Genomic DNA, 23,814 nt, shown 5'->3' on the forward strand with positions numbered 1-23,814 from the left:
TTTATTCTGTTATTTGGATTTTCAATTGAGTTGCTGAAGAATAAGAGACTCCATTCTCTTCAACACCTGTTACAGTTATTTTATATTCATGATAACCGACTGACAGTTTCTTCACGAAATTCTCCAGGTAAATAGTTGCCAAAGATTTACCCTCTAAGTCATCATCCCAAACCAATCCTTCAAACTTCTGCGTATCTGCTCGCTTTGTCTGAACAAGATCAATTGTCTCTTCTGAAAAACCGGACACTGCCGCCCATTCGCATTTCTGTATCTTTGCCCCATTCTGACCTAAAATATTCAGATAGAAGTTTTCCGGGGCCGTGCCCGTCTTCATCTCCTGAAATATTCCGCTCTTCGTCGAAAAAGACAGATCAAACATCTTATCGGTTGAGTATTTATTCTCTATCACATATTCTATCGGCTTTTCAGTCAATTCACGATTGATAGTTATTACCACTTTCAACGGCGGCACATCCAACGGCTTCGCATCCTGTGTTACGGTAATCTTTACCGCCATATTACGAACACCCTGGCTGGCCGTTAAAATCAGTTCTGCGCTACGAACTTCGTTCTTCTCATTCGGATCTAATGTCAACAACATCTGCCCTTCACCTTTTTCCACTTTCAGCCAGTCTGCCGAAGAAGAGACGCTCCAGTCTTTCTGGTTCGTTTCTACTTTATAGGCCTGACCGGAAACACCTGTATAAGGTAACTTCAAATTCGAAAAATCCAGATGAATATAGGGATCATCTTCTTTCGCTTTCTGTTCTATCTGAATCGTTACAGTCGATTTCTTTCCTTCTTCATCCCCCGCAGTTAATGTAACCGTTGCTTTACGGGATACATTCGTTGTATTAGCATCCGCCGATAAAGTCAAAGTGGCTTGGGTATCTTCGGTCGCTTCCGTACGGGAAACTTTCAGCCAATCTTCCGCATCAGTGGTATAGTTCCAGTCTTTTGTACTTCTAACAGCGATCATTTGCCGGAAAGCGTCACTTGAAACAACCAGGTCAACAATATCTACGGCAAGATCCGGTGTATTATTTTCTGTTGCTTTAGCCTGTTGGAAGACTTCTATATTGGCAGACAATGACTTATTTCCATTGGTAGCTACGAGCGTAACAGTCGCCTTACGAACTTCTTCCGTAGTATTTTCTTTAGCCGTAAAAACAGCTTTTCCAGTCTGTTTCTCTACAGTGAGCCAGTCTGCTGAGTTAACGATCGTCCATGTCGAGTTGGAAGTAACGGTAACAGATTGTGTCAGGTTAGCACCCGCCTCAAAGAAAAGACCGGCGACATTAACTGTTAATGTCGGATCAGGAGCAGCGGGCACATCCGGAGTGTCGGGTGTATCAGGCGTATTTGGAGTGTCGGGAGTATCTGGTGTATCCGGTGTATTCCCCCCATTATTACTTCCACCCAGCTTGAAATGGAGACGAACCAGGTCACGGGGCATAAGACTTACAGCATTTGTAAATGTATAATCTTTTCCTGAAGCGGAAAGCATCATCTTCAGATTCAGCTTTTCACCTTCCGTATCTACCTGGAAATATCCGGCACGGGCTTCATCCTTCACATATACTAAAGGAGCATTTCCGGTGTGACTGGTACTCATCGACACGCTGTAATCGCTATACGCTTTTTTGAGATCATCCGCATAATCGACAATTACTTTAGCATTTGCCGGACGGCATTCCAATTTAACCGAAGTAACCTCACCCTCCTTCACTGAAAAGTTCGTTACACCTTCCACATATAAAGAATCGAAAGCAGCCGGAGACAAAGTTCCCCAGGAAGCCTTCGCCACATAATCGCCCACTTCCAGAGGCTGCAATTCGGGCCTGTCCCCAAAGCGAAAAGAAGTCACTTCTTCTTCACCGTTATAAATACGGATTTTATAATCATCCGCATTCTCCGGACCGGAAGATGCTTTAGTTACAACATAAGCGGTGTCCGCTTTCAAATTCAACGAGACAAAACCTTGTCCCCCTTTCCCCTCTTTCTTCCCATCCAAATCGTCAGCACTACATGCTATCAGATTGAACAAAATTAAAAGACACGATAATACAACAATTCCCCTCAACGGGTCGATTCGATAGACTAATCTGTTTAGCATCATTTTTTATAGGTCATGAAAATAAATTCCTCTATATGCATATATACTTCCCAAAAATGCTGCAAAATAACTCTGATTCAGAAAACCTCACAAGGTCTATTTATTTGATTATGTGTCCTCTTTGTTAGACATCGACTTTTTCGGTGTTCTATTTATAAGAAAACCTGATATCCTTTGAAAAATAATCTATACATTTGCTCCCCATTAACAGCAGGCAAATGAAAGCAGACAAACCCAAAGAACTCCCCAAACTCGACATCCCCGAGGATTGGATCATAGGAACGGACATCAGCCGGGAAATACTCAATATGTACACCAATTTCCCCTGCCGCCTGAAAGCCGGGATCTTTGTGCTTTGTTTACAGGGAGAAATCGAAGCATCGATCGATGCGACAAATTATACGGTGAAGGCAAACGACTTTGTGACGATCGTGCCGGGAAGCATCCTTCAGATCCATAAAGTGGAAGGCGATTTACATATCTATTTCCTGGGGTATTCTTCACAATTCATCACGGAAACCAACATCATCAAATCCACTCTTGATATATTTTACACCATCAAGGCAACCCCCGTCATTTCGCTGAAAGAAGAAGTCACCCAGCTCTTTCACGGACACCTGGCATTGCTTGCCCGTACCTATCTGACATTTTACGGAAAAATCAACAGGGAGATTACCAAACATATGCTTTTTACCTTAGTCTATGGATTGGGAGAATTGTACAAAGACCTCCGGACACAAAAAACAAATCCGGGGAAAAGCGAAAAGATTGCGAACAACTTCACCCGACTGGTCATGCAACATTACAGCCAGGAACGGAACGTTGCCTTCTATGCTGGAAAACTCGGTATTACACAGGCTCATCTGAGCACGACTATCCGGCAAGTCACAGGAAAAACCTGTTTAGAAATTATTGCATCCATGGTCATAATGGATGCAAAGGCTCAGTTGAAGTCAACTGACGTTTCTGTACAAAACATTGCCTATTCACTGAACTTCAGCAACATGTCTTTCTTTGGAAAATATTTTAAACGCCATGTCGGCATCGGGCCGTTGGAATACAGAAATGGCTAAATCTTTCAGAGAGTAATGATAGTTCGCCCTATGTGAAACACCCAAGATTCGTATTGCAGTTTCTATTAAATCTACTTATCGAGTAAGCCGACATCTACTCGATAAGTAACTCGTGACTTACTTAGTAAGTAGCCTGACACCTACTTAGTAAGTAATTTTTGTCTGCTTAATAACGAGATTTAAGACACAGCATACTTTTTTACAATCCCCAGCTCTCCCTGTCCAGATTCCGGTAATTAATGGCTTCGGCAAGATGGCGTGTTTCTATCTTTTCAGAGGCATCAAGGTCGGCAATGGTACGGGCTACTTTCAGGATACGGTCGTAAGCACGGGCGGAAAGGCTTAGACGTTGCATAGCCGTTTTAAGAAGAGACAGGCAAGCGACGTCGGGTACGGCATATTTATGCAGAAGTTGCGTGGTCATCTGTGCATTGCAATATACACCTTCGCAGTCGGCAAAACGTTTTTCCTGAATTGTACGGGCATTAACAACCCGCTCACGGACAGCAACACTCGGCTCGGACGGACGTTGTTCGGATATCTTTTCAAAAGGGACTGGTACAATCTCCACCTGTATGTCGATACGGTCGAGCAACGGGCCGGATACACGGTTCATATATTTCTGCACTGCCCCCGGAGGGCAAAGGCAAGCCCTGTCCGGATGGTTATAATAACCGCAGGGACAAGGATTCATCGAGGCAACCAGCATAAAACTAGCCGGATAATCGACCGAGAAACGTGCACGCGAAACTGTAATCTTCCGGTCTTCCAACGGCTGTCGCATCACCTCCAAAACACTCCGGTTGAATTCCGGTAATTCATCGAGGAACAGCACGCCGTTATGAGCCAGACTCACTTCACCCGGCTGAGGATAAGCACCGCCTCCCACCATTGCCACATTTGAAATGGTATGATGCGGCGAACGGAACGGGCGTTGCACCATCAGGGAAGTTTCCACCCCTATCTTTCCGGCCACAGAATGTATCTTAGTTGTCTCCAACGATTCGTGTAAGGTGAATGGCGGAAGGATCGTGGACAGTCGTTTTGCCAACATTGATTTCCCGCTTCCCGGCGGCCCGATCATAATCAGATTATGGCCTCCTGCCGCAGCGACTTCCAAAGCTCGTTTTACATTTTCCTGGCCGCGTACATCTGAAAAATCAAACTCGAACTGCTCCTGACGGGCATAAAACTCTTTCCTTGTATCAACAACAGTCTGTTCCAGTTCGCGTTTTCTGCCCATAAATTCGATCACCTCTTTGATATTATCGGCTCCATAGACCTCCAGATTATTGACAACAGCGGCCTCACGGGCATTCTGCCTAGGCAGTATGAAGCCCTTAAAGCCTTCCTCCCTCGCTTTAATAGCAATAGGGAGCACGCCTTTTACCGGTTGCAGGCTTCCGTCCAGTGATAGTTCGCCCATCAGGATAAACTTATCCAGCCGCGAAGCGTCCAACTCCTCGGCGGCTGCCAGTATCCCGACTGCCAGTGGCAGATCATAAGCAGAACCTTCCTTCCGAATATCGGCTGGTGCCATATTAATCACAATTCGATTACGGGGAAATTTATATCCACTCACCTGAAGCGCAGAAATGATACGTTCGTGGCTTTCACGTACAGCTACATCAGGAAGACCTACCAGAAAGAATTGGATTCCCTTTGTACAATTTACTTCAATGGTGACAATGGTTGCAGAGATGCCCTGCACCGCGGCTGCATAAGATTTTACTAACATAATTAATGATTTTGGTTGGAAGTTTATAATTCGTTATCTCATTTTTCTACCAGTTTTTCAAGTGTTTGTTCTATTTCTACACCGTTGTCCGTTTTCATGATGATCTTGCCTTCCTCATCAATCAAAAAACAGCGAGGAAGTGCATTTACATTATACAGATCAACCAGCATTGTTGCTTGTCCGGCAGAATCGGTTACCAAATTCCAGTTGATACTATCCTTTGCCAACAACTTGCGTACTTCCTGCGGGTCGTCATCAAGACTAATCAGCAACATATCGACTTTCTCTTTCGGATACTTCATCGCTACCTTATCCAAAAACAGATCTTCTGTCTGGCACATATCGCACCAAGGAGCCGTAAAGGCAAGTAACAAATATCGCTGCGGGAACGAATCCAGACTCACAGTATGTCCATATACATTCTTTACATTAAAACCCGGAGCTTCCGCGCCCAAAGAAGTTCGCTGTGCTTTCATGCTGTAATCCTGCAATTTACGAACCAGATAAAAGTCTTTCAATTTCGGACTTAACACGGCCAGCAATTCGTCCATTTTACGGGTATCATCCGGATTCATAAAATAATATTGCAGTAAAACACCCGAAGCTTCTTCATCCGGATGTTCTTGTATATATTCCATCGCCCGTTCACTCAGGGTATGGTTTACATTCGTCAGACGGGAAGGGATATCAGTTTCTTCCGTTGTATTTGTATGACTGCTTTTATTCGTTAATATCTTGATCAGGTCTGCCTGTTCCTTCAGCAGGGGAGCAACACTTTTACGGAAAGAATTCAACTGGTCGTTGACACGTCCGCCTTTCACCTGAAGCAAAGCCGGGTAAAGAGCATCGCCGGTTATGGTGACTTTCTCTCCTTTCATCAGGTAAGCCGTGGTCCAGCATTTTTTATTATCGAAGAAAATTGTTACGGTATTGAAGTCTCCTTCGTTCCGTTTCAGGGAGAATTGTCCGGGTTTCTCGCAGGTTATGGTATCAACAACTTTGTAATTGTCATTCTCAAAAACAGCATATAGCGTCTCATCTTCCAAATTAGACAACTTGCCTTCTATTCGGTAAGAGACGTCCTTGCCGCACGACGACAAAAACAATGCGACTCCTAAAATCAGTAATAAACGTTTTATCATTATACCTTAAACCCACACATTAACGGATAATACGCGGTAAAGATAACAATAGATTTTAAAACAAACTAACATTTATGATAAAATTAATGTAGATATACAAAAAAAAGCGCAGAACGGTATGTCCCACGCTTTTTGATATATTATTCTTAACCTTTGGTAAGATTTACCTCCAGCGTTTGAATTACAATTTCGGACCAGCAGCAACCAAAGCTTTACCAGCTTCGTTACCTGTGAACTTAGCGAAGTTCTTCTGGAAGCGAGCAGCCAAATCTTTAGCTTTTTCATCCCACTGAGCAGCATCAGCGTAAGTGTCGCGAGGATCAAGGATCTTCGGATCAACACCCGGAAGAGCTGTAGGAACAGTGAAATCGAAATAAGGAATAACCTTAGTCGGAGCTTTGTCGATAGAACCGTCCAGGATAGCGTCGATGATACCTCTTGTATCTTTGATAGAGATACGTTTGCCGCTACCGTTCCAACCTGTGTTAACCAGATAAGCCTTAGCACCAGTCATTTCCATTTTCTTAACCAGTTCCTGACCGTATTTAGTCGGGTGCAATGACAAGAATGCTGCACCAAAACAAGCTGAGAATGTAGGAGTCGGTTCAGTGATACCGCGTTCTGTACCAGCCAATTTAGCTGTGAAACCAGAAAGGAAGTAGTACTGAGTCTGTTCCGGAGTCAGGATAGATACCGGAGGCAATACACCGAATGCGTCAGCAGACAGGAAGATAACCTGTTTTGCGTGCGGGCCTTTAGAAACCGGCTTAACGATGTTTTCGATATGATAGATAGGATAAGAAACGCGAGTGTTTTCTGTAACTGACTTGTCAGAGAAGTCGATAGCACCGTTAGCGTCTACTGTACAGTTTTCCAACAGAGCGTCACGTTTGATAGCGTTCCAGATATCCGGTTCGTTTTCTTTGCTCAAGTTGATAGTCTTAGCGTAGCAACCACCTTCGAAGTTGAATACACCGTCGTTATCCCATCCGTGTTCGTCATCACCGATCAACAGACGTTTCGGGTCTGTAGACAATGTAGTCTTACCTGTACCTGACAAACCGAAGAAGATAGCTGAGCTCTTGCCTTCTTTGTCTGTATTAGCAGAACAGTGCATAGAAGCCATACCCTGCAGCGGCAACAGATAGTTCATGTAAGAGAACATACCTTTCTTCATTTCGCCACCGTACCAAGTGTTCAGGATAACCTGGATCTTTTCAGTCAGGTTGAATACTACAGCAGTTTCTGAGTTCAAGCCCAGTTCTTTGTAGTTTTCAACTTTAGCCTTAGAAGCATTCATGATAACGAAATCAGGTTCACCGAAGTTAGCCAGTTCTTCAGCTGAAGGACGAATGAACATGTTTGTTACGAAATGAGCCTGCCATGCTACTTCCATGATGAAACGCAGTTTCAGACGGCTGTTTTCGTTAGCACCACAAAATGCGTCAACAACGAACAATCTTTTGTTAGAAAGTTCTTTTGTTGCTAATTCTTTACAAGCCTTCCAGCATTTTTCGTCTACTGGTTTGTTATCATTTTTATATTCTTCAGATGTCCACCATACAGTATTTTCGCTGGTAGCATCTTTTACAAAGAATTTATCTTTAGGAGAACGTCCTGTATAAACGCCAGTCATAACGTTTACAGCACCCATATCAGTTACCTGACCTTTTTCGAAACCTTCCAAACCTGGTTTTGTTTCTTCTGCGAACAGAACTTCATAAGACGGATTGTGTACAATTTCTGTTACACCGGTAATTCCGTACTTGCTTAAATCTAAATTAGCCATTCTTGATAATAATTTAAATGATTGACTTTATATAACTTTTCTCTCTCTCGAAATTAAAATAACAGGGCTCTAATACCTACTTCTAACTTGCTATTACCCCGCCTTGTTAAGACCGGTACAAAAGTAATATTTTTTTTTATAGCCGGTACACTATTAAGGAAATTTTTCAGTAATAATTGCTCTTTTCCATGCAATTAACAATCAGGGTAGTCTATTTGTCAACTGCACTTTGCAATCTGCAACAGAAGTGTCAACTAAAGTAGTCATTCAGAAAAAAGTGAGCAGATTTGCAAAAAATAATGAGTAGTTTTTTTCAATATTTGTGTTCTGATACTAAATGAAGGTCTAACCATGCAGCATTCTTATGAGAAAAAACACTGAGTCACCCCTCATGACTGCAAAAGAAAAAAACTCAGATCAAATGATCTGGGAAAGCTTTCTTTGTGGAGATGATGAAGCTTATACATATATTTACAGACAGTATTCACAGGCACTCTATGCATATGGGATGCATTTCACGTCAGATAAAGGACTGGTGGAAGACTGCATACAGGATGTATTTATAAAAATATTTCAGAATCGTAAACACCTTCAGTCTACGGACAATATTAAGTTATATCTTTTTATAGCGCTGAAAAACAAGCTATTCAATGTATTCAGAAAAGACATAAAATACTATCAGATCGATTCGCTGGAACCTGTTTTTACAGCAGAGTATACCATTGAAGACGAAATCATCGAAAATGAAAAAGAACAATTCCTGAATGATAAAATGATCCGGATGCTTGATGTGTTATCACCCCGCCAGAAAGAAATCATTTTTTATCGCTTTGTTGAGGGTTTATCTTATGAAGAGATTTGCCAGATAATGGATATGAATTACCAGTCTACCCAAAATCTGATACAAAGGTCTTTAAAAAAGTTACGAACTACTTTTTCACGGGCAGAAATACAATTTGTCCTGTTCCTTTTCACCTGCATCTAACTTACAATTGCTTATAAAACAAACGCTACATTATTGTCTCATCTATTTTATAAGCAATCGTTCTTTGTTCAATCAAGTACTTTTATACGGATATACCTGAACCGCACCACCGAATCGTGTCCCAAGAAAGCGATATGTCCGCATGAGTTCCGTAATCCGGACTGTACCTTATCATACGGAATATCTTTGATCACTTTCTTAATATTCGTATCAAGAATAACCTCCCCATTCAAAATAATCTTAATATTAGCACCTTGAGCTATCACTTCCTGCTGATTCCATTCTCCTACCGGCTTCAAATACCCGCGTTTCGCCGGAGCATAATTATACAACCCTCCATGATACTGATAAGGTTTCAGGTCTTTATATTGAGGATCATCATTATCCAAAATCTGAAGTTCCATACCCAAATAACCCTCCGGAACGATGATGTGCCGAAGCCCTAATCCGTTATTTGCCCCAGGTGTTAACTGAAACTCAAACTTCAATATAAAGTTACAGAAACGATCTTCCGAATAAAGATTTCCAAATCCGGATGCTTTCTTAGCAATACAACCATCTTCCAATATATACTCATCGGAGTTGTTGATCCAACCATCCAGGGAAGTTCCGTCGAACAGCAACCGATAACCATCTTTCTTTTCTAACTCCGATAACCGGTATGGGACTATAGTCTCCGTTGCCGACGGAAAAACCGGATTCGATGCAAACAAAGCACCTTTCATTAACAATAACAAGATTACATATCCTAAAATTTTCATAACCAATATCCTTTACTATTTACTTTTTTCTTTCTTTCAGATTTTCTGCATCCCAGTAAACCGCTTCTCCCCGTTCAAAACTTTCATAACTCAATAAGGCCGGAGCAGCAGACCTAACGGAAAACATAACATCACAAACAAGAGGGGTTTTATTACGGATACCCGTAAAAAAGTTTTCAAAATGATCATAATGTCCTCCTTTATAATCTGATGATGCAACGAATTCTATTTCCTGTTCCGATTTAACAACCGGCGTATCTATTCCCTGCCCTATCGGTTCCAATGCCTGCAAAAAGGCTATATCTGCTTTGCGCATTGTTTTTAAAGTTACTTTGTCCCATGCCACATCGAGAGTTCCTTCCGAGCCGACAATACGAAAGTCCATGCTTCCCCATTTACGGGAAACACCGTCCACATAGTTTGCTCCCAACTGTACAGTAAATGCACCCAGATCCTCCCGGTCCGGATAATCCAGATAGGCCAGCATTATATCGGGGGTATCACGGTATCCGTCAGTATAATGTCGGATACCACCTGTCGTATAAACTTTCTCCGGTCCGATAGCATCAGTTATATAATGAAGGCTGGCCAACACATGCACGAACAAATCTCCGGCAATACCTGTTCCATAATCCTTCCAGTTTCGCCAATAAAAGAAACGCTGAGGATCAAATTTATGTTTAGGGGCATTACCTAAAAACCGTTTCCACCAGATAGTTTTCTCAGAAGCATCATCAGCTACCGGATAATGTCCTAGTGCTCCCGGAGCTCCCGTAAACTGCCCGTCTATAAAATTGACTTTGCCAATAATACCGGACTGCAACAACTGTCGGGCTTTCCTGTTCCCTAAAGAAGCCATTCCCTGACTTCCGGCCTGGAAATACATGCCACTGACCCGTTGTGCATTGATCAGGTTTTCAGCTTCGCTTATTTTATGAATAACCGGTTTTTCACAATATACATGCTTGCCGGCTTTCATAGCTGCGATGGCGATAGGCTGGTGCCAATGATCGGGAGTCCCGATCAATACAGCATCGACATCACTGCGCTTCAGAATATCATTATAATCTTTTGTCGTGAAAAGATGATCGCCCCATTGTTTCTTTGCTACCTCCAAACGGGTTTCATAGACATCACAAACAGCCGTAATCTTTACACCAGGTACCCGTAAAGCGCAATTTGCATCAGCAGTCCCCATTCCTCCTTTACCTATTAGAGCAATGCGTATCTCATCAGAACCGGCAGGTTCCCCATTTACAACCATTTCTGAAGAGTTTTTCCCCGACAAAAGCCGGGGAGCTGAAGGTAATAATATACCTCCAGCCATCATTTGTTTAATAAACATCCTTCTATTTGACATAACATCTGTTATTAAATACCCCAACCATTAATTTCTGCAATCTGGCAAACCGCACCGCTAGCTTTACCTAAAGCCGGATCCGCATATTCGAATGCATCTGTAATGACAAAACGAATATAGTTGGCATGATGCATTGAAAAATCGAGTTCCATCGAACGATCATCCAAATTACTTCGGCGGCTCCAGTCTACGACCTTCGTCCAATTCTCCCCATCTTCGCTAACCTCAAAATATCCGGATTTGATATTTCCCAACTCCTCATTTTCCGGCAACTGGAATCCCAAACGATACAGACTACAATTTTCCTGCAAATTTATAGTTACGAAATAAGGGAATTCTATGGGCTCTATAGCTCTTGTACACCAATAAGTGTTACTATTATTATCGAGCAGATTGTCCGGTATATCCATCGACGAAGCATTCTCAACTTCATCGGTAATAATGGAATTACATTCCTCTATCGTCCACTCTGTTTTATCCATAACCGGAGGTTGGATGGATACCGGATAAATCGTTACATCGGCATCCGGATCGACCCCATATTTTGAAACAGAAGTAATTTTAAGAGGGAGAGCGTAATATCCGAATGCATAATTATTTTCATCTATTTTAAAGGCTTTTTCCTCCAATGTGATCTTCAGATATTCATAATCCCGATTCTGTTTCAGGATACATGTCGAACGGTCTATCGTATATGCTCCTTCCGGAAGTAATCGATAGTTTCTGGCACCTGCGCTCAAAGATTGGTTATATTCATCCAATACGGCAGAGTTAACCTCGACATCATAAGAGATCTCCCAGTCATTATAGAAATTAACCTGTACTTTAGGATAAATAACCAAAACATCGTCATCATCTGTTTTTATACTGAATTCGGAGCCGGTTCGGTATATATCCGGAGTCTCAAAGCCAATATAAGGCTGATAAACAGACGGCTTAATCAAAATCTTCGCTTTATCTTCTCCTGTTATCCGAATATCCGTGTTATCGGTCACCAGCGAAAAGGGCAGTACATATTCCAAGCCATCAGTGCCAAGAGCAGTCAGGGATTCGGGATCAAAGTCGATCAGAAAAGACTTCCTGTAATCTTCTTCCGCAAAAGACAACAGCCCTTCTTTCAGTGAATAACAATTTTCAGGCATCAATTTATAATCACTACCGTTTGCTTCATTATAAGCAGCCAATACAGATTCATCTACCGAGAGACGAACAGTCGCAGAATGATTTCCTTTGCCACTCTTTATCACAGGTAATTCATAAGTAAAAGTACCCCAATTAAATACCTTTGCTTCCATCAAACCCGATTTTTGCAGGTAAAGCTGATCATCCAGTTCATCGGCATCCCTGTATTCGTCACATGAAACAAACCACACCGAAAATACCGACAGTGCTATTAGATATATATTATATTTAAATTTCATACTCTTCATTTTATTACCAACCATAATTTTGTGTCAAATTTTGCATTTCATTCAATTGTTCCTGAGGAATAGGAAACAGATAATTTTTGTCTGCAAAAACTCTGTCCCCTGAAGCCCAGATAGAGGTTGTCCTGTGCCATGAGTCTTCGTAATTCTTTGCAGCAACATTTCTCGTCCATACTTTCCCATTCAGAACATCTTTAGCGGTCATCCACCGGCAAAGATCCGGTAACCGAAGTGTCTCGAATGCCAATTCAACCATACGCTCTTTCTGTATTAATTCACGAAGCAAGTTTTTATTTCCCTTGACTTCCGGATAAGCCTCTTCCAGTTTGTTCAAACCAGAACGTTCACGGACCAGATTAATATATTTCAATGCTTCAGCCTCATCCCGATTCGGCTTTTCATTGCAGGCCTCCGCATAGTTCAGGTAAATCTCACCCAAACGGAAGATCGGAGCAACCAATTGCCCCCAGTTTCCCTGGTCTGTATTCAAAGTCGGGTCAGTCATTCTACGCCAAGAATATCCAACTTTTACACAATCGCCACTTCCGGAATAGGAAGAAGTACCTCCATCAAAGAATGTAACGGCATCTTTTCTCATTGCCGGATTCAACCAGGGGAATCCATTCGCTAAAACGGATGCATAAAAACGAGCATCACGCCCGACGCAACTATTATGTGCCTTTACAAGCAGGAAAGTATCCAACGGATGCTTATAACTATCCCTGAAACCATCTTCCACATAACCGGATTTCGGATCTATGACCGGAGAACCATCCGCATTGTATCCCGTGACAGGAAAGCGTCCGGATGCTGCCATTGGATAGGTATCGACCAAACGGATAGAAGGACAATACCCGCCATATCCGGTCTTACAGAATTTAGGAGGATTACAACGGACTACAACGAACATTCCGTCCGTCTGCCATTGCCCCCAGATAACCTCTTTATTCCATTTTTCCAGTGTTACCCCCATATATGATCGGATTGCCCGCTTGAATGGATCAGTCTCCGTTGTATTCCGTACCAGATCATAAATACCTAAATCAATTACTGCTTTGGCTGCATCGGCCGCCTTTTGCCATTTTTCAGGGTCCGGCGACTGCGGGAATAATAATTCTCCATCTTTATTCTGCATCCCCTGATATAAAGAGCAGCCATTAAACAGTGGACTCGCCATATACAACAGGAAACGGGTTTTAGCAGCTAACACTGCTCCTTTCGTTACACGTCCGTACCAACTGACATCTGTAATCTGTAAAGGTAAAACTTCTGCAGCCTTATCATATTCCTCTATCACGAACTGTACATTTGTTTCTAGCGGATGGCGATCAACATCTTCCGCATGAATACTAGAATCAGAATCCTGATCTCCCCAAACATAAACCGGCCCGTACCGGTTTATTAAAAGCGTATAGAAATAAGCTCTCAAAAAACGGGCCTCCGCCTTCATTATATCTTTTTCTTTTTGGGTCAACTCCACACACTCATCTACATGGTTCATAAATACAGTAGCCTGATTGATGGCCTGATACATATTTTTCCAGATCGCATAAGAGGTAGTTGTTACGCTCCATGTTCCGTTCAGAAAACTATGATACCCCAATCCGGACATCCAGGAAAACAAAGCTTCATCACTCATGGGGATATTGGCACCAACAGCATTTTCGTGCCAATTATATGTCTGGGGTACAAAACCATACACTTGTGCCAGATATTGTTCGGTTGTAGAACGTTTATTGAATACTTCTTCCAGTTTAATCTGATTATCCAACTCTACATCCAGAAAACCGTCACAACCGGTAACCAACATACCGATCAAGAATAACAGACTGATTGCTGTATATCTATGCTTACATTTTTTCATATGCTTAATAATTAAAAGTTAACATTCATTCCTATAGCAGCCGTACGCATTTGAGGATACAATCCTCCGGTTCCGGTATTCAGTTCAGGATCCCATAATTTGAATCCGCTAAATGTCAGAAGATTGACTCCTTGTATATAAAAGCGTATCGTTGAAAGACCTATCCTATGCATCAGTTCTTTAGGCAGTGAATATCCTATCTCTGCATTTTTCAAACGAATATAGCTCATATCACGCCACCAATAAGAAGACTGCTGTTTATTATTGTCGAACGCCGACATCCACATACGGGGATATTTCGCATTCGGATCCGGATTCCATTCAGTCCAACGGTTCTCAGCAACTTCTTCATAGAAGTTTCCAAGAGACAAAATACTACCGTCACTACCATACACCTGGCTTCCTCCGATCATACGTCCCACATGAGTAGCACCCTGAAAGAATACAGATAAATCAAAGCTTCTCCATCTCAGGCTCACACCAAAACCATAATTAATTTCGGGGATCGTCGTGTATCCCATTGGTACACGGTCGTTTGAATCGATAATCCCATTACCATCGATGTCCCGGTATTTAATATCTCCCGGTCGTACCGGACCAAAGGTTTGCGTTGGACTGTTCGCTATATCTTTCTCCGATTCAAACAATCCAATAGCAACCAGTCCTCTATGCTGATCCATCGGAAAACCGACATCATTCAAATAAGGCCATTGCTGGTTTGGTTTATCATCATACAATACTTTATTACGGTTAAAGGTAAAATTTCCACGTCCGGATATATATAACTCATCGTTTACCTGCTGTTCATATTCCAACGTCATGTCGATTCCCTGATTCTGCATCTTACCTAAATTTACATACTGTGTTACGTTTATACCGACTATCGAAGGAATACTCTGTTGCTGGATATAAATACCTTCGCGTTTCTCTTTAAAATAGTCAGCACTCAGTTTAACACGATCAAACAGGCCCAATTCAAAACCGACATCCGTCTTCTTGGCAGTTTCCCAGGAAACATTCGGGTTACCAGGATGCCCGGTCGCAATACCTCCGATCCACTTCGCCTGGTCACGCCCGAAATTCCAACCTCCCGTATACTGCATCTCTGTATTATAAGCAAAACGACGATCACCACCAATCTTATCATTTCCGATCTCTCCGTAAGAACCCTTAATCTTCAACAAGGAGATCACAGATGACAAAGGTTTCCAAAAATCCTCATTACTGATCATGTAGCCCAAAGCACCGGAAGGGAAAAAACCGAAACGTTTTCCCGGAGCAAAGTTTTCTGAGCCATTATAACCAAAATTGAATTCAGCAAAATACTTATCCCTGAAGGAATAAGCTGTACGACCTGCAATACCAATATTTCTATTGGCAAAAGCCGCGATATAATCGGTCGGAAAATTATTTGTATATTCCCGGATATTAAATAAAAACAGGCCATTCACCCGATGGTCATCGTTAAATAACTGATCATATGTAAGCGATGTTTCAAAATTCCAGGTTTGCGCACCTCTGTTAGAGCGGGCCAGAGAAAGAAAATCATTCCCATCGCGGTTCTGATGCAATATCAGGTTACCTTCCTTATCCCTTCCCAAGGCATCGTATGTAACCGGAGATTTACGTTTATCCAAAGTCGATTCATTACGGGCATCCCATGAAAATTTTGCATTTCCTTTCAAGCCGGGAGTAATGAATGAAAAATCCTGTGTCAAGCTGATCAAAGATTGAGCATTGTTCCAGAAGTCAGCGGAATAACCCGTATAGTTCAAGTCCAGATAAGGATTAGTACCTACAATAGGACGGGATAAACTACCATCTGAAAATACGGGCACAACAGCAACAGAAGGGACAGCCAGCGTGTTATTATAGACACTTTCCATTGCAACTCCCAAACGGTTCTTTATCTCATATTGGTTCGACAACGAAAGGCTCAGTTCAGTCAGCCGTGTCACATTGATATCAACATTGGCCCGAAAATTGATTTTCTTATATCCGACCTGAGGATCATACTGAGGATTCTTTACCGGTTTAAAAATGCCATTCTCACTATAAAACGAGCCGGCAACATAATAGCGGACACTTTTACCACCTCCTGAAACATTTACATTTGCACGGATATTGTTTGATATATTACGGAAAGTAGTATCCCACCAGTCTACATTCGGATATAAATCCGGATCCGTATGATTGACGTGTTTATTATATTCAACCGGCTGATAAGCCAGCTGTCCGTTCCCCTGCAATGTTATGTCATTATAATAATCCATCCATTGGGAAGCATTCGCCATTTTAGGAGTTACGGTCGGATTGGAAATTCCGTATTCCACCCGGGCATTGATAGCAGGTTTAGCTTCCCTTCCTCGCTTTGTTGTAATCAGAACAATCCCGTTTGCACCACGAACTCCGTACAAAGCCGTAGCTGTCGCATCCTTCAATATTGAAAAAGTAGCAATATCTTCCGGATCAACCAAATCCATCGAACGTTCTATTCCATCCACCAGTATAAGCGGTGTATTGTTTGCCCCGAAAGAACTAATACCCCGTATCCAGAAATCTGCTCCGGCACCAGGCTCACCGGTACGTTGTATGGCAACGATACCGGCCATCTGTCCGGCCAGACTTGTACTCAGTTTCGCAACCGGTACCTGAAGTTGTTCGGAAGTGATAGTTGATATAGCACCTATCACACTGGCTTTCTTTTGCTTACCATAAGCTACAACGGTCACTTCTTCCAGTTCATCGGCCTTTGGCTTCATTCTGATCACAACATCGTTTTGATTACCGATAACGATTTCCTGATCTTCCATCCCCAGATAAGAAATGACCAGTTTATCCGATTTATTTACTTCCAGTTCAAAAGAACCGTCCAGGTCAGTCGTCACCCCGCGGGTACTTCCTGCAACCAGGATAGCCGCCCCCGGCAAAGGTTCGCCCAAATCATCCAGTACCTTTCCCCGAAAAGAACTTCTGTCCTGGGCTTTCAACGGCAATGGGCCGATCAAACCGGTATTCTTTTTCTTTGATATAAATATCTGACGGTCTTTAATTACATAGGTATTATCCGTTCCTGTAAACAATTGATTTAATATAACATCCACAGTCTGATCAGTGATATCTAATTTCACTTTCCGGTTTACATCCAATATACCGTCATAATAGAAAAAAACATATTCGCTTTGTTTTTCTATTTCAGAGAAGATCTCCTGCACTGTCTTATTATTCGCTTTCAAAGACAATGTTGCCGATTGCGAATAAGTACTGCTGGCCAAACTTGCATTTATTCCTAAGATCAGGAATAGGGCAGCGATTTTCATAATTCGATATTTAACACTCCAGGAATTGGAGAATCGTTTATTTACCATATCTTTGTATTGATTTTTAAATGGTTATTTTCAACTAGTTAATTTAGAGATCCAACCGGATAACATGGCAGTGTTATCCGGTTTTGTTAGTATTTACAGATCTGTCATTTTTCCATCCGAGCTTTTTCCATAGGCTTTCCAATTTAAGTTGTTAACATATATGATTCAAAAATTAATAATCTAATATACAATCTTTTATTTACCTTCTTTGACTACTATATACTCTTCATCTATTTTCTTATAGAGAATCGGGGCTGTTTGGCTCAGCCCATCCAGGACAACCTCCAGATCCTCCTGCATATCAAGTTTTCCCGAGCATTTTAAATCTGCCACATCAGATTTATAGCTGATCTTTTTTCCATAGTAACGGGATAAACGATCCAGGATTACTGACAAATGTTCACTTCTGTATGTATATAACCCATCTTTCCATAAAATATAATCATTCACATTAACCTCTTTTATGTCACATTCTCCCTGGTTATAAGAGAACATCCTGTTAGGCTCCAGACGGAAATCTTCATCATCCTTGGTATCCACCTGTACAGCCCCTGTAACCAGGACAACTGAAGCAGATTCGTCCGTTTCGTATGCCATTACATTAAAAGAAGTACCCAAAACCTGTACATCCATCTCTTTCGTTTTTACGATAAAAGGCCTTTTTTTATCCGGTGTCACTTCCAGAAAAACTTCGCCGTTTACATAGATCTCCCTTTTTTTATCAGCGAATGTAACCGGGTACACAATCCGACTGCCGGCATTCACCCAGAGTTTAGTCCCATCTTCTAAAATCAAGGTAGAACGTTTTCCATTCGGGACAATCAACTGATTAAACTCTGGCAACCGTTTAGAAGAATTGGCAGAATTCAGAGATACATCAGCAATCTTTTCCGAATTAACGGCCACTGTCCCTTTCGCATCATATTCGATTTGAGATTCCTGTCCGCTAATCGGAATCTGCTTGTCGGATAAAACCAATTGTATCTCTCCCTCATCCGGAGTAACAGCCATTTCCCGGGCAACAGCTTCTACATCCGGAGTCTTGTTTACATTGGTATATATATATGAAATAGAGAATAAAATCAAAACAGCGACACTAGCGGCAGCCATCCACATAAAAGAACGAAAGCGACGGCTACGCTGCAGTTGCAGGATCTTATTCGAATCCTTGATCTTTGTCCATAATAAATCCTGCCGTTCATTAGTCATTTGTTCTTTTTTCACCTTTATGGAACGCAAAAAGAATATAGCCAACTGATATTCCTGTTCATCCAACCCGTCTACAACCTGTCTTTTCCAGAAATTGATTGTATCCAACGTCGGAGTAGTATTGGACTCGATAAAAAAATCATCTTCCAACAATTTTTCCGCAGTATATTCTGTATAATCTTTATTCATTGTTCCAATAACGTTTTTCTTTCAGAACACAGGTTTCTATCATTTATACTCACTTTTTCTTATAAAAATCAACTTTTTCATTTCTCAATGAATAAAAGTATAATAAATCCAAAAAGGTCCACTTCTAAACGAAATGAACCTTTTTATAATTGTCTATCTGATTTCTCGCTCATTATGAGCAGACTATCAATAGCAAGTTATTTATCAATCAATTCTTCCAACCGTATCCTTTGAAATACCATTTGGGCTGTACTCCCTTCATATAAAATACCTATTGTCCTGTCATCAATCTGAGTCAAACAAGAATATCCCCAACCTTGTTCTTCATCAAGATTGATTCGATACTTGTCCGGCCAATTCAGACCTTCATCCAGACTAACCTTGATTGTCAAGTTTCTCCGGGATGACATCGAAGGTCGTTCAGTTTCAAAATCAGGATTTGAGAAGAGCAGAAGTTCCTTTTCCAATATATTCAGCATCTTCCCTATATGTAACATGCTCCCCATACAACCCGGCTCAACCAAGACTTTTCCTGATGACTCATGCGTTTTCCAGTTTACACCCAAATCGCATGTGATAGCAACAAAGCGATAGGGAGCAGAAGTACGTGTATTAATCATCAAAACACCAGGAGTAATTTCTGCGATCTGAGGTTCAGATACCTCCTCGTCTGTCGGTACGGAATTTGCCCGACACCAAGTAGTACCATGATCTTTACTATATATAATGGATATCTCCCCCTTTTGTTTATTCTTTACACTTTTGTATTGAACCGGAAAAACTAATGTACCATCTTCCATCGTTATACCTCTACCTGGCCCTTGAAGTAACATTGTCATATCTTCACTTTTCACCATTGGAGTTATATTGATTGGTTCAGACCATGTCAAACCGTTATCTGTACTGTTAACCAACATTATTTGTCCGGTACCATCTTCAGGATTTACGCCTGGCCGGACACTTCTCCATGCACGGTCGTTAGCCAAACCATGTACCCAAACAGCAGAAACCCAAACTGTATTAGTTTGTTTATCAACCAAAATAGCCGGGTCACCTATACCGTTCTGACTTTGAGGCAATCCGTTATATTCCCCCATATCCATAATAATCTTCATCGGTTCCCAACTCTTCCCTCCATCGAGACTACGGCTCATTCCTATATCGATATCTTCCTGTAAATCAATATTGGTTTGATGACGAACATCATATACGGCTAATAATACGCCTTGGTTTGTTGTAACCAAACCAGGAATACGATAAGAATACACTCCATTATCACCTGATTGCCGTAAACCATAGCCGGTACGATGAACAACCTCTTTCTCCTTCACCTTTTGTATCGGAAATTCTCTTCCATCTATTATTACCCCCTTCAAACCCAATGTAAAACGAGTATCCAAAGAAACAGAGACTCTCAGCTCAAAACTGACCCAAAAATAATTTTTACCTTTCACTAACTGAGCTTGCATAGGAAAAACCATTTTAGAATTGATAGCCGCTATTTCACTTTTCTTTATGGAATAAGAGGGATGACAATAGAAGGATTGACTACCTCCAACATTCCGAACCCCTTCATGTATTGCCTGAGAGGGTGTATGGGAAGAAAGAACAGAAGAGGTTCCGCTATAAAATATACGACTACCTGTTCCTTCCCCAGGAAGAATGCCATCTTGGGTCAAAATGATTTCATTCACTATTTCGCCACCGGATTTGCTATCTATAACTATTTCACAGACAATATTCTCCGGTTTGTTCACTAACAATGGTAATTCCGCATCATAAAATCGAACAGTTATATCTGTTGCATATCCTTCTCCTATAACAACAAATAACAAAGCAAGTACACCTAGTAGAACTCTCTTCATAAACTTTATTTAGAATCACGTTGTAAAAGAGTCTTTAGCCAGGGAATTACTGTAATAGCTTTAAAATAATGGCTGGTACGGTCTACATTCACTAAATCATAATATTGGTCCCGATTAATTCCTTCAGGAAGTGTTTCCAGGTCAATACGCGATTTAGGATCAGAGAATTTAGGATAATGATGTATTTCCAGATTCTCCGGATGCCCTGTTATCTCATAAGCCTTAAGAACTAAATTCAAATCACGGTCAAGACCACCTTCGGTTAAGATCAAAGGACGAGGTGCTATAGCAGCAACAATATCAGGAAAATTAAAATTATTCCAGAAGTTAGGAATCAGATGACGGATCGTATTCGGAAAAGGACGGATACCATTTTTATCCGGTTCAGTCATCACGATTGCACGTTCTAAGGTATTACACAAAAAATCATTATACACAAAAGCAAAAATGGATGGATCTATGGTCGCCAGAACCATTAAAGGTTCGGTTCCCAAAGAAAATCCACTAACCACCAGACGGTCTTTATCAATACGTTTATCCTGCTTCATCCAATTTATAACTTGCATATCCAGAAAAGAGGTATATCCCAGATAACTCCATCCAAGCTCAAGTAAATAACGGGCGGCTCCATCATAATGGAAACTCGTTCCAATCGTATATTTCTCCAAATCAGAAGCCTCACCAGCAGCCGCATTATCTACAACAACGGCAATAATGCCCATCTCCACATAGCGAAGGGCCATAGCAGCTTTATCATTGTGATAGTTTTCGTCGAATTTAGGTTCTAAAGGCAGTTCTCCGGCTAAACGTTCTTTGGTTCCACCCGATCCCGGAATACACATTACCGCCGGTGTAATCTTTTTGAGATTATCAGGAATCAAGACAAGAAAGGTTGAAACGCATTCCGGAAGAGGATAAAATTCCCATTTCTCAATTGTATATCCATCTCTAGGTTCACTTTTCAATAACTTAGGAGTTGGCTGTCCTTTTACATCCGGATGACACATAATCTCTTTCATTGCCTGTCTCAAACCTGCCTGCCACTTTTTAAACTCGGACAGATTCACATCCGGATTAAACGCGTACTTAGGATGAGTATTTTTAAGCATGGCATGAACAATCTTTCTTGAACTGATAAAGCGCCCGTCCTCCCTTTCCGATTTAATAAGACCATGTTCAGAAGGTACAAAGGTTGTTTCTTGCGCTACAATACAACACGAAGAAAAAACAAAAAGGGTAAAAAGCAATACATTTTTAAGAATTTTCATGATATAGTTATTTAATGGTTCTACAAATTTATAAAGAAAGAGGTTACCTTCATTTCATAAATAACCTCTTCTTTGGAAAATCAAGCTATGCTATTTCGTATAACCTGGATTATTCTTCAACTTCGGATCTTTGTTCAATGTTTCTACATCTATCGGCCATAAAAGTTTATAAGATTCACTTTCTTTTATAACCGGTTCCGACGTATCATAGTTAGCTTCAGAAGAAAATACCAGAGGTTTATAACCAGCATCCCACATACGGCGAATATCATACCAACGCTTACCTTCCCAAACAAATTCCTTATCCCGCTCATGCAAAATAGCCAATTCATTTTTTTCAAAGGTTCCATTTGTATATCCGTGTACACTTTCATCATAATTATCACCATAAGCACGTTTACGTACCTGATTCAGAAAAGAAGCGACATCACCACCTTCCATATTGGCTATTTCGGCCATCATCAATAAAACATCCGCATACCGGTATACAACATAATCATCACTAAAAACACGTTTGCTTGTAGCCGCATTAATTGTGCCAAGACATTTGCGTAGAACGGTCCCAGAATAGTTCCCGTTTTCATCATAATAATCAAGGAATATTTCTCGTTTTCTCATATCCATATCATCATATGATCTGAAGAATCCTTCTTTCCATTCATGACGTTGTTTCCCTTGATTGTTCAATTTTAAAGTATCCGCAGTTATCAACTGTCCATTTACACCATAAAATTTATTCAGAAAATCAGCATCAGTATAAGTAAAATTGTAAATCCAGTTTGACGCTTCTCCATCCATAAATCTCAAAGCCATAATCACTTCATCATTCCCTTTATTTTCATAAGCGAACACATCCTTATAATCATCCAATAATCTGTATTTACCAACCAAACGGGAAAGAGCATTCCTTGCAGTTGTAATATCACCGCTTGCAGGAGACTGGTCATCTGTTGTAACCTTTGCAGACCATAAATATACTTCCCCTTTCAATACGATGGTTGCAGCTTTGGACCACATGCCTTTATTCAAATTTACAGTTTCATTATCCCCGAAAGCTGTTTCTGACTTGGAGATATCCTCTTTAATGAAATCAAGTGTTTGTTTAGCTGTTGCCTGACCTTCATACAAATCTTCCGCATTAGTAACACCGTTCATGACTTTCGGCGCCTTTATCAGCGGAACACCACCAAATGTACGATATAAATGGAAATAAAGATAAGCACGGACACCATAAGCTTGTCCCAGATAATAATTTCTTGTTCCGGTATCCAAAAATTCACAGTTATTTTCCACCTCATATATAAACTCATTTACATTTAGAATTTTGGGATAGAACTTCGCCCAGTTACTTACTCCTGTATTATAGTATGTGAAGTTATTGTCTTTTATCGGAGAACTATAATCATAACTTACTCCTTGTGTACCGGAACCGGTCCTCAAAGTTCCTCCACGTGCTTCACCTAATAAATATATATACTCGTTAATATCACGCAAATTCTTATGAATTCCAATCATGAATCCATCTACCTGTGCTTCATTATCCCAGAAATTTGAACTTCCGAAATAATCTTCCGGTTCATAATCCAACACATCACAGGATAGTAACAAACCCGTCATCAGGTATGAGACAAAAATATATTTCAAGTATTTCATAATGTTA

15 protein-coding genes are annotated in these 23,814 nt (G+C 41.1%); 2 read left to right on the forward strand and 13 right to left on the reverse strand.

The features are described 5' to 3' along the window. Position 1 precedes the first annotated feature (1 nt). On the reverse strand, positions 2–2,116 hold the full coding sequence (locus NBH14_RS01835) for a DUF4493 domain-containing protein (protein ID WP_186958088.1): 2,115 nt from the start codon (positions 2,114–2,116) through the stop codon (positions 2–4). Positions 2,117–2,334: 218 nt separating this feature from the next. Here NBH14_RS01835 and NBH14_RS01840 point away from each other — a divergent pair, with 218 nt between their 5' ends. Next, positions 2,335–3,189, forward strand: a complete 855-nt coding sequence (locus NBH14_RS01840) for a helix-turn-helix domain-containing protein (protein ID WP_186958087.1) — start codon at positions 2,335–2,337, stop codon at positions 3,187–3,189. A gap of 199 nt (positions 3,190–3,388) precedes the next feature. Here NBH14_RS01840 and NBH14_RS01845 read toward each other — a convergent pair whose 3' ends face one another. From NBH14_RS01845 to pckA, 3 genes are all read right to left on the reverse strand, one after another. Beyond that, a complete protein-coding gene (locus tag NBH14_RS01845) occupies positions 3,389–4,927 on the reverse strand; it encodes a YifB family Mg chelatase-like AAA ATPase (RefSeq protein WP_186958086.1) in 1,539 nt (512 codons plus the stop codon). 38 nt (positions 4,928–4,965) lie between these two features. Next, positions 4,966–6,069 (reverse strand): redoxin domain-containing protein, encoded by a 1,104-nt coding sequence (locus NBH14_RS01850; RefSeq protein WP_250817087.1) that lies wholly within the window; start codon positions 6,067–6,069, stop codon positions 4,966–4,968. Between the two features lie 181 nt (positions 6,070–6,250). Further along, a complete protein-coding gene (pckA, locus tag NBH14_RS01855; RefSeq protein ID WP_186958084.1) occupies positions 6,251–7,858 on the reverse strand; it encodes a phosphoenolpyruvate carboxykinase (ATP) in 1,608 nt (535 codons plus the stop codon). 421 nt (positions 7,859–8,279) lie between these two features. On the opposite strand from pckA, the gene NBH14_RS01860 reads away from it, so the two are divergent. Continuing rightward, on the forward strand, positions 8,280–8,843 hold the full coding sequence (locus tag NBH14_RS01860) for an RNA polymerase sigma factor (RefSeq protein ID WP_250817089.1): 564 nt from the start codon (positions 8,280–8,282) through the stop codon (positions 8,841–8,843). Positions 8,844–8,911: 68 nt separating this feature from the next. On the opposite strand, the gene NBH14_RS01865 is transcribed toward NBH14_RS01860, so the two are convergent. The 9 genes from NBH14_RS01865 to NBH14_RS01905 all read right to left on the reverse strand — a co-directional run bounded on the left by NBH14_RS01865 (position 8,912) and on the right by NBH14_RS01905 (position 23,807). Continuing rightward, positions 8,912–9,604 carry a 3-keto-disaccharide hydrolase gene (locus NBH14_RS01865; protein WP_250817091.1) on the reverse strand — a complete coding sequence of 231 codons (693 nt, stop codon included), beginning with the start codon at positions 9,602–9,604 and terminating at the stop codon, positions 8,912–8,914. A gap of 19 nt (positions 9,605–9,623) precedes the next feature. Beyond that, positions 9,624–10,964 (reverse strand): Gfo/Idh/MocA family protein, encoded by a 1,341-nt coding sequence (locus NBH14_RS01870; protein ID WP_186958081.1) that lies wholly within the window; start codon positions 10,962–10,964, stop codon positions 9,624–9,626. 11 nt (positions 10,965–10,975) lie between these two features. Continuing rightward, entirely contained in the window at positions 10,976–12,385 is a 1,410-nt protein-coding gene (locus NBH14_RS01875) for a BT_3987 domain-containing protein (protein ID WP_186958080.1), read from the reverse strand. Positions 12,386–12,398: 13 nt separating this feature from the next. After that, complete coding sequence (locus NBH14_RS01880; protein ID WP_186958079.1) at positions 12,399–14,255, reverse strand: RagB/SusD family nutrient uptake outer membrane protein; 1,857 nt, start codon at positions 14,253–14,255, stop codon at positions 12,399–12,401. Positions 14,256–14,266: 11 nt separating this feature from the next. Beyond that, positions 14,267–17,575, reverse strand: a complete 3,309-nt coding sequence (locus NBH14_RS01885; protein WP_250817093.1) for a TonB-dependent receptor — start codon at positions 17,573–17,575, stop codon at positions 14,267–14,269. 243 nt (positions 17,576–17,818) lie between these two features. Beyond that, positions 17,819–19,021: a FecR family protein gene (locus tag NBH14_RS01890; RefSeq protein WP_186958077.1), complete on the reverse strand. Its 1,203-nt coding sequence runs from the start codon at positions 19,019–19,021 to the stop codon at positions 17,819–17,821. 197 nt (positions 19,022–19,218) lie between these two features. Further along, on the reverse strand, positions 19,219–20,886 hold the full coding sequence (locus tag NBH14_RS01895; protein ID WP_186958076.1) for an exo-alpha-sialidase: 1,668 nt from the start codon (positions 20,884–20,886) through the stop codon (positions 19,219–19,221). A gap of 5 nt (positions 20,887–20,891) precedes the next feature. Beyond that, complete coding sequence (locus NBH14_RS01900) at positions 20,892–22,154, reverse strand: alpha/beta hydrolase family protein (RefSeq protein WP_186958075.1); 1,263 nt, start codon at positions 22,152–22,154, stop codon at positions 20,892–20,894. Between the two features lie 90 nt (positions 22,155–22,244). Beyond that, the gene (locus NBH14_RS01905) at positions 22,245–23,807 is read right to left on the reverse strand and encodes a RagB/SusD family nutrient uptake outer membrane protein (RefSeq protein ID WP_186958074.1); all 1,563 of its coding nucleotides are present in this window, start codon (positions 23,805–23,807) and stop codon (positions 22,245–22,247) included. Positions 23,808–23,814 lie beyond the last annotated feature (7 nt).

The sequence above is a fragment of the Parabacteroides caecihominis genome (assembly GCF_023656785.1).
Taxonomy (GTDB): Bacteria; Bacteroidota; Bacteroidia; order Bacteroidales; family Tannerellaceae; genus Parabacteroides; species Parabacteroides segnis.

Bases quoted from the DNA above. Each gene is read 5' to 3' on its own strand.
- NBH14_RS01875 (WP_186958080.1), bottom strand. From the start codon at position 12,385: ATGAAATTTAAATATAATATATATCTAATAGCACTGTCGGTATTTTCG.
- NBH14_RS01845 (WP_186958086.1), bottom strand. From the start codon at position 4,927: ATGTTAGTAAAATCTTATGCAGCCGCGGTGCAGGGCATCTCTGCAACC.
- pckA (WP_186958084.1), bottom strand. From the start codon at position 7,858: ATGGCTAATTTAGATTTAAGCAAGTACGGAATTACCGGTGTAACAGAA.
- NBH14_RS01835 (WP_186958088.1), bottom strand. From the start codon at position 2,116: ATGCTAAACAGATTAGTCTATCGAATCGACCCGTTGAGGGGAATTGTT.
- NBH14_RS01880 (WP_186958079.1), bottom strand. From the start codon at position 14,255: ATGAAAAAATGTAAGCATAGATATACAGCAATCAGTCTGTTATTCTTG.
- NBH14_RS01895 (WP_186958076.1), bottom strand. From the start codon at position 20,886: ATGAAGAGAGTTCTACTAGGTGTACTTGCTTTGTTATTTGTTGTTATA.
- NBH14_RS01860 (WP_250817089.1), top strand. From the start codon at position 8,280: ATGATCTGGGAAAGCTTTCTTTGTGGAGATGATGAAGCTTATACATAT.
- NBH14_RS01905 (WP_186958074.1), bottom strand. From the start codon at position 23,807: ATGAAATACTTGAAATATATTTTTGTCTCATACCTGATGACGGGTTTG.
- NBH14_RS01840 (WP_186958087.1), top strand. From the start codon at position 2,335: ATGAAAGCAGACAAACCCAAAGAACTCCCCAAACTCGACATCCCCGAG.
- NBH14_RS01890 (WP_186958077.1), bottom strand. From the start codon at position 19,021: ATGAATAAAGATTATACAGAATATACTGCGGAAAAATTGTTGGAAGAT.
- NBH14_RS01870 (WP_186958081.1), bottom strand. From the start codon at position 10,964: ATGTCAAATAGAAGGATGTTTATTAAACAAATGATGGCTGGAGGTATA.
- NBH14_RS01865 (WP_250817091.1), bottom strand. From the start codon at position 9,604: ATGAAAATTTTAGGATATGTAATCTTGTTATTGTTAATGAAAGGTGCT.
- NBH14_RS01850 (WP_250817087.1), bottom strand. From the start codon at position 6,069: ATGATAAAACGTTTATTACTGATTTTAGGAGTCGCATTGTTTTTGTCG.
- NBH14_RS01900 (WP_186958075.1), bottom strand. From the start codon at position 22,154: ATGAAAATTCTTAAAAATGTATTGCTTTTTACCCTTTTTGTTTTTTCT.
- NBH14_RS01885 (WP_250817093.1), bottom strand. From the start codon at position 17,575: ATGAAAATCGCTGCCCTATTCCTGATCTTAGGAATAAATGCAAGTTTG.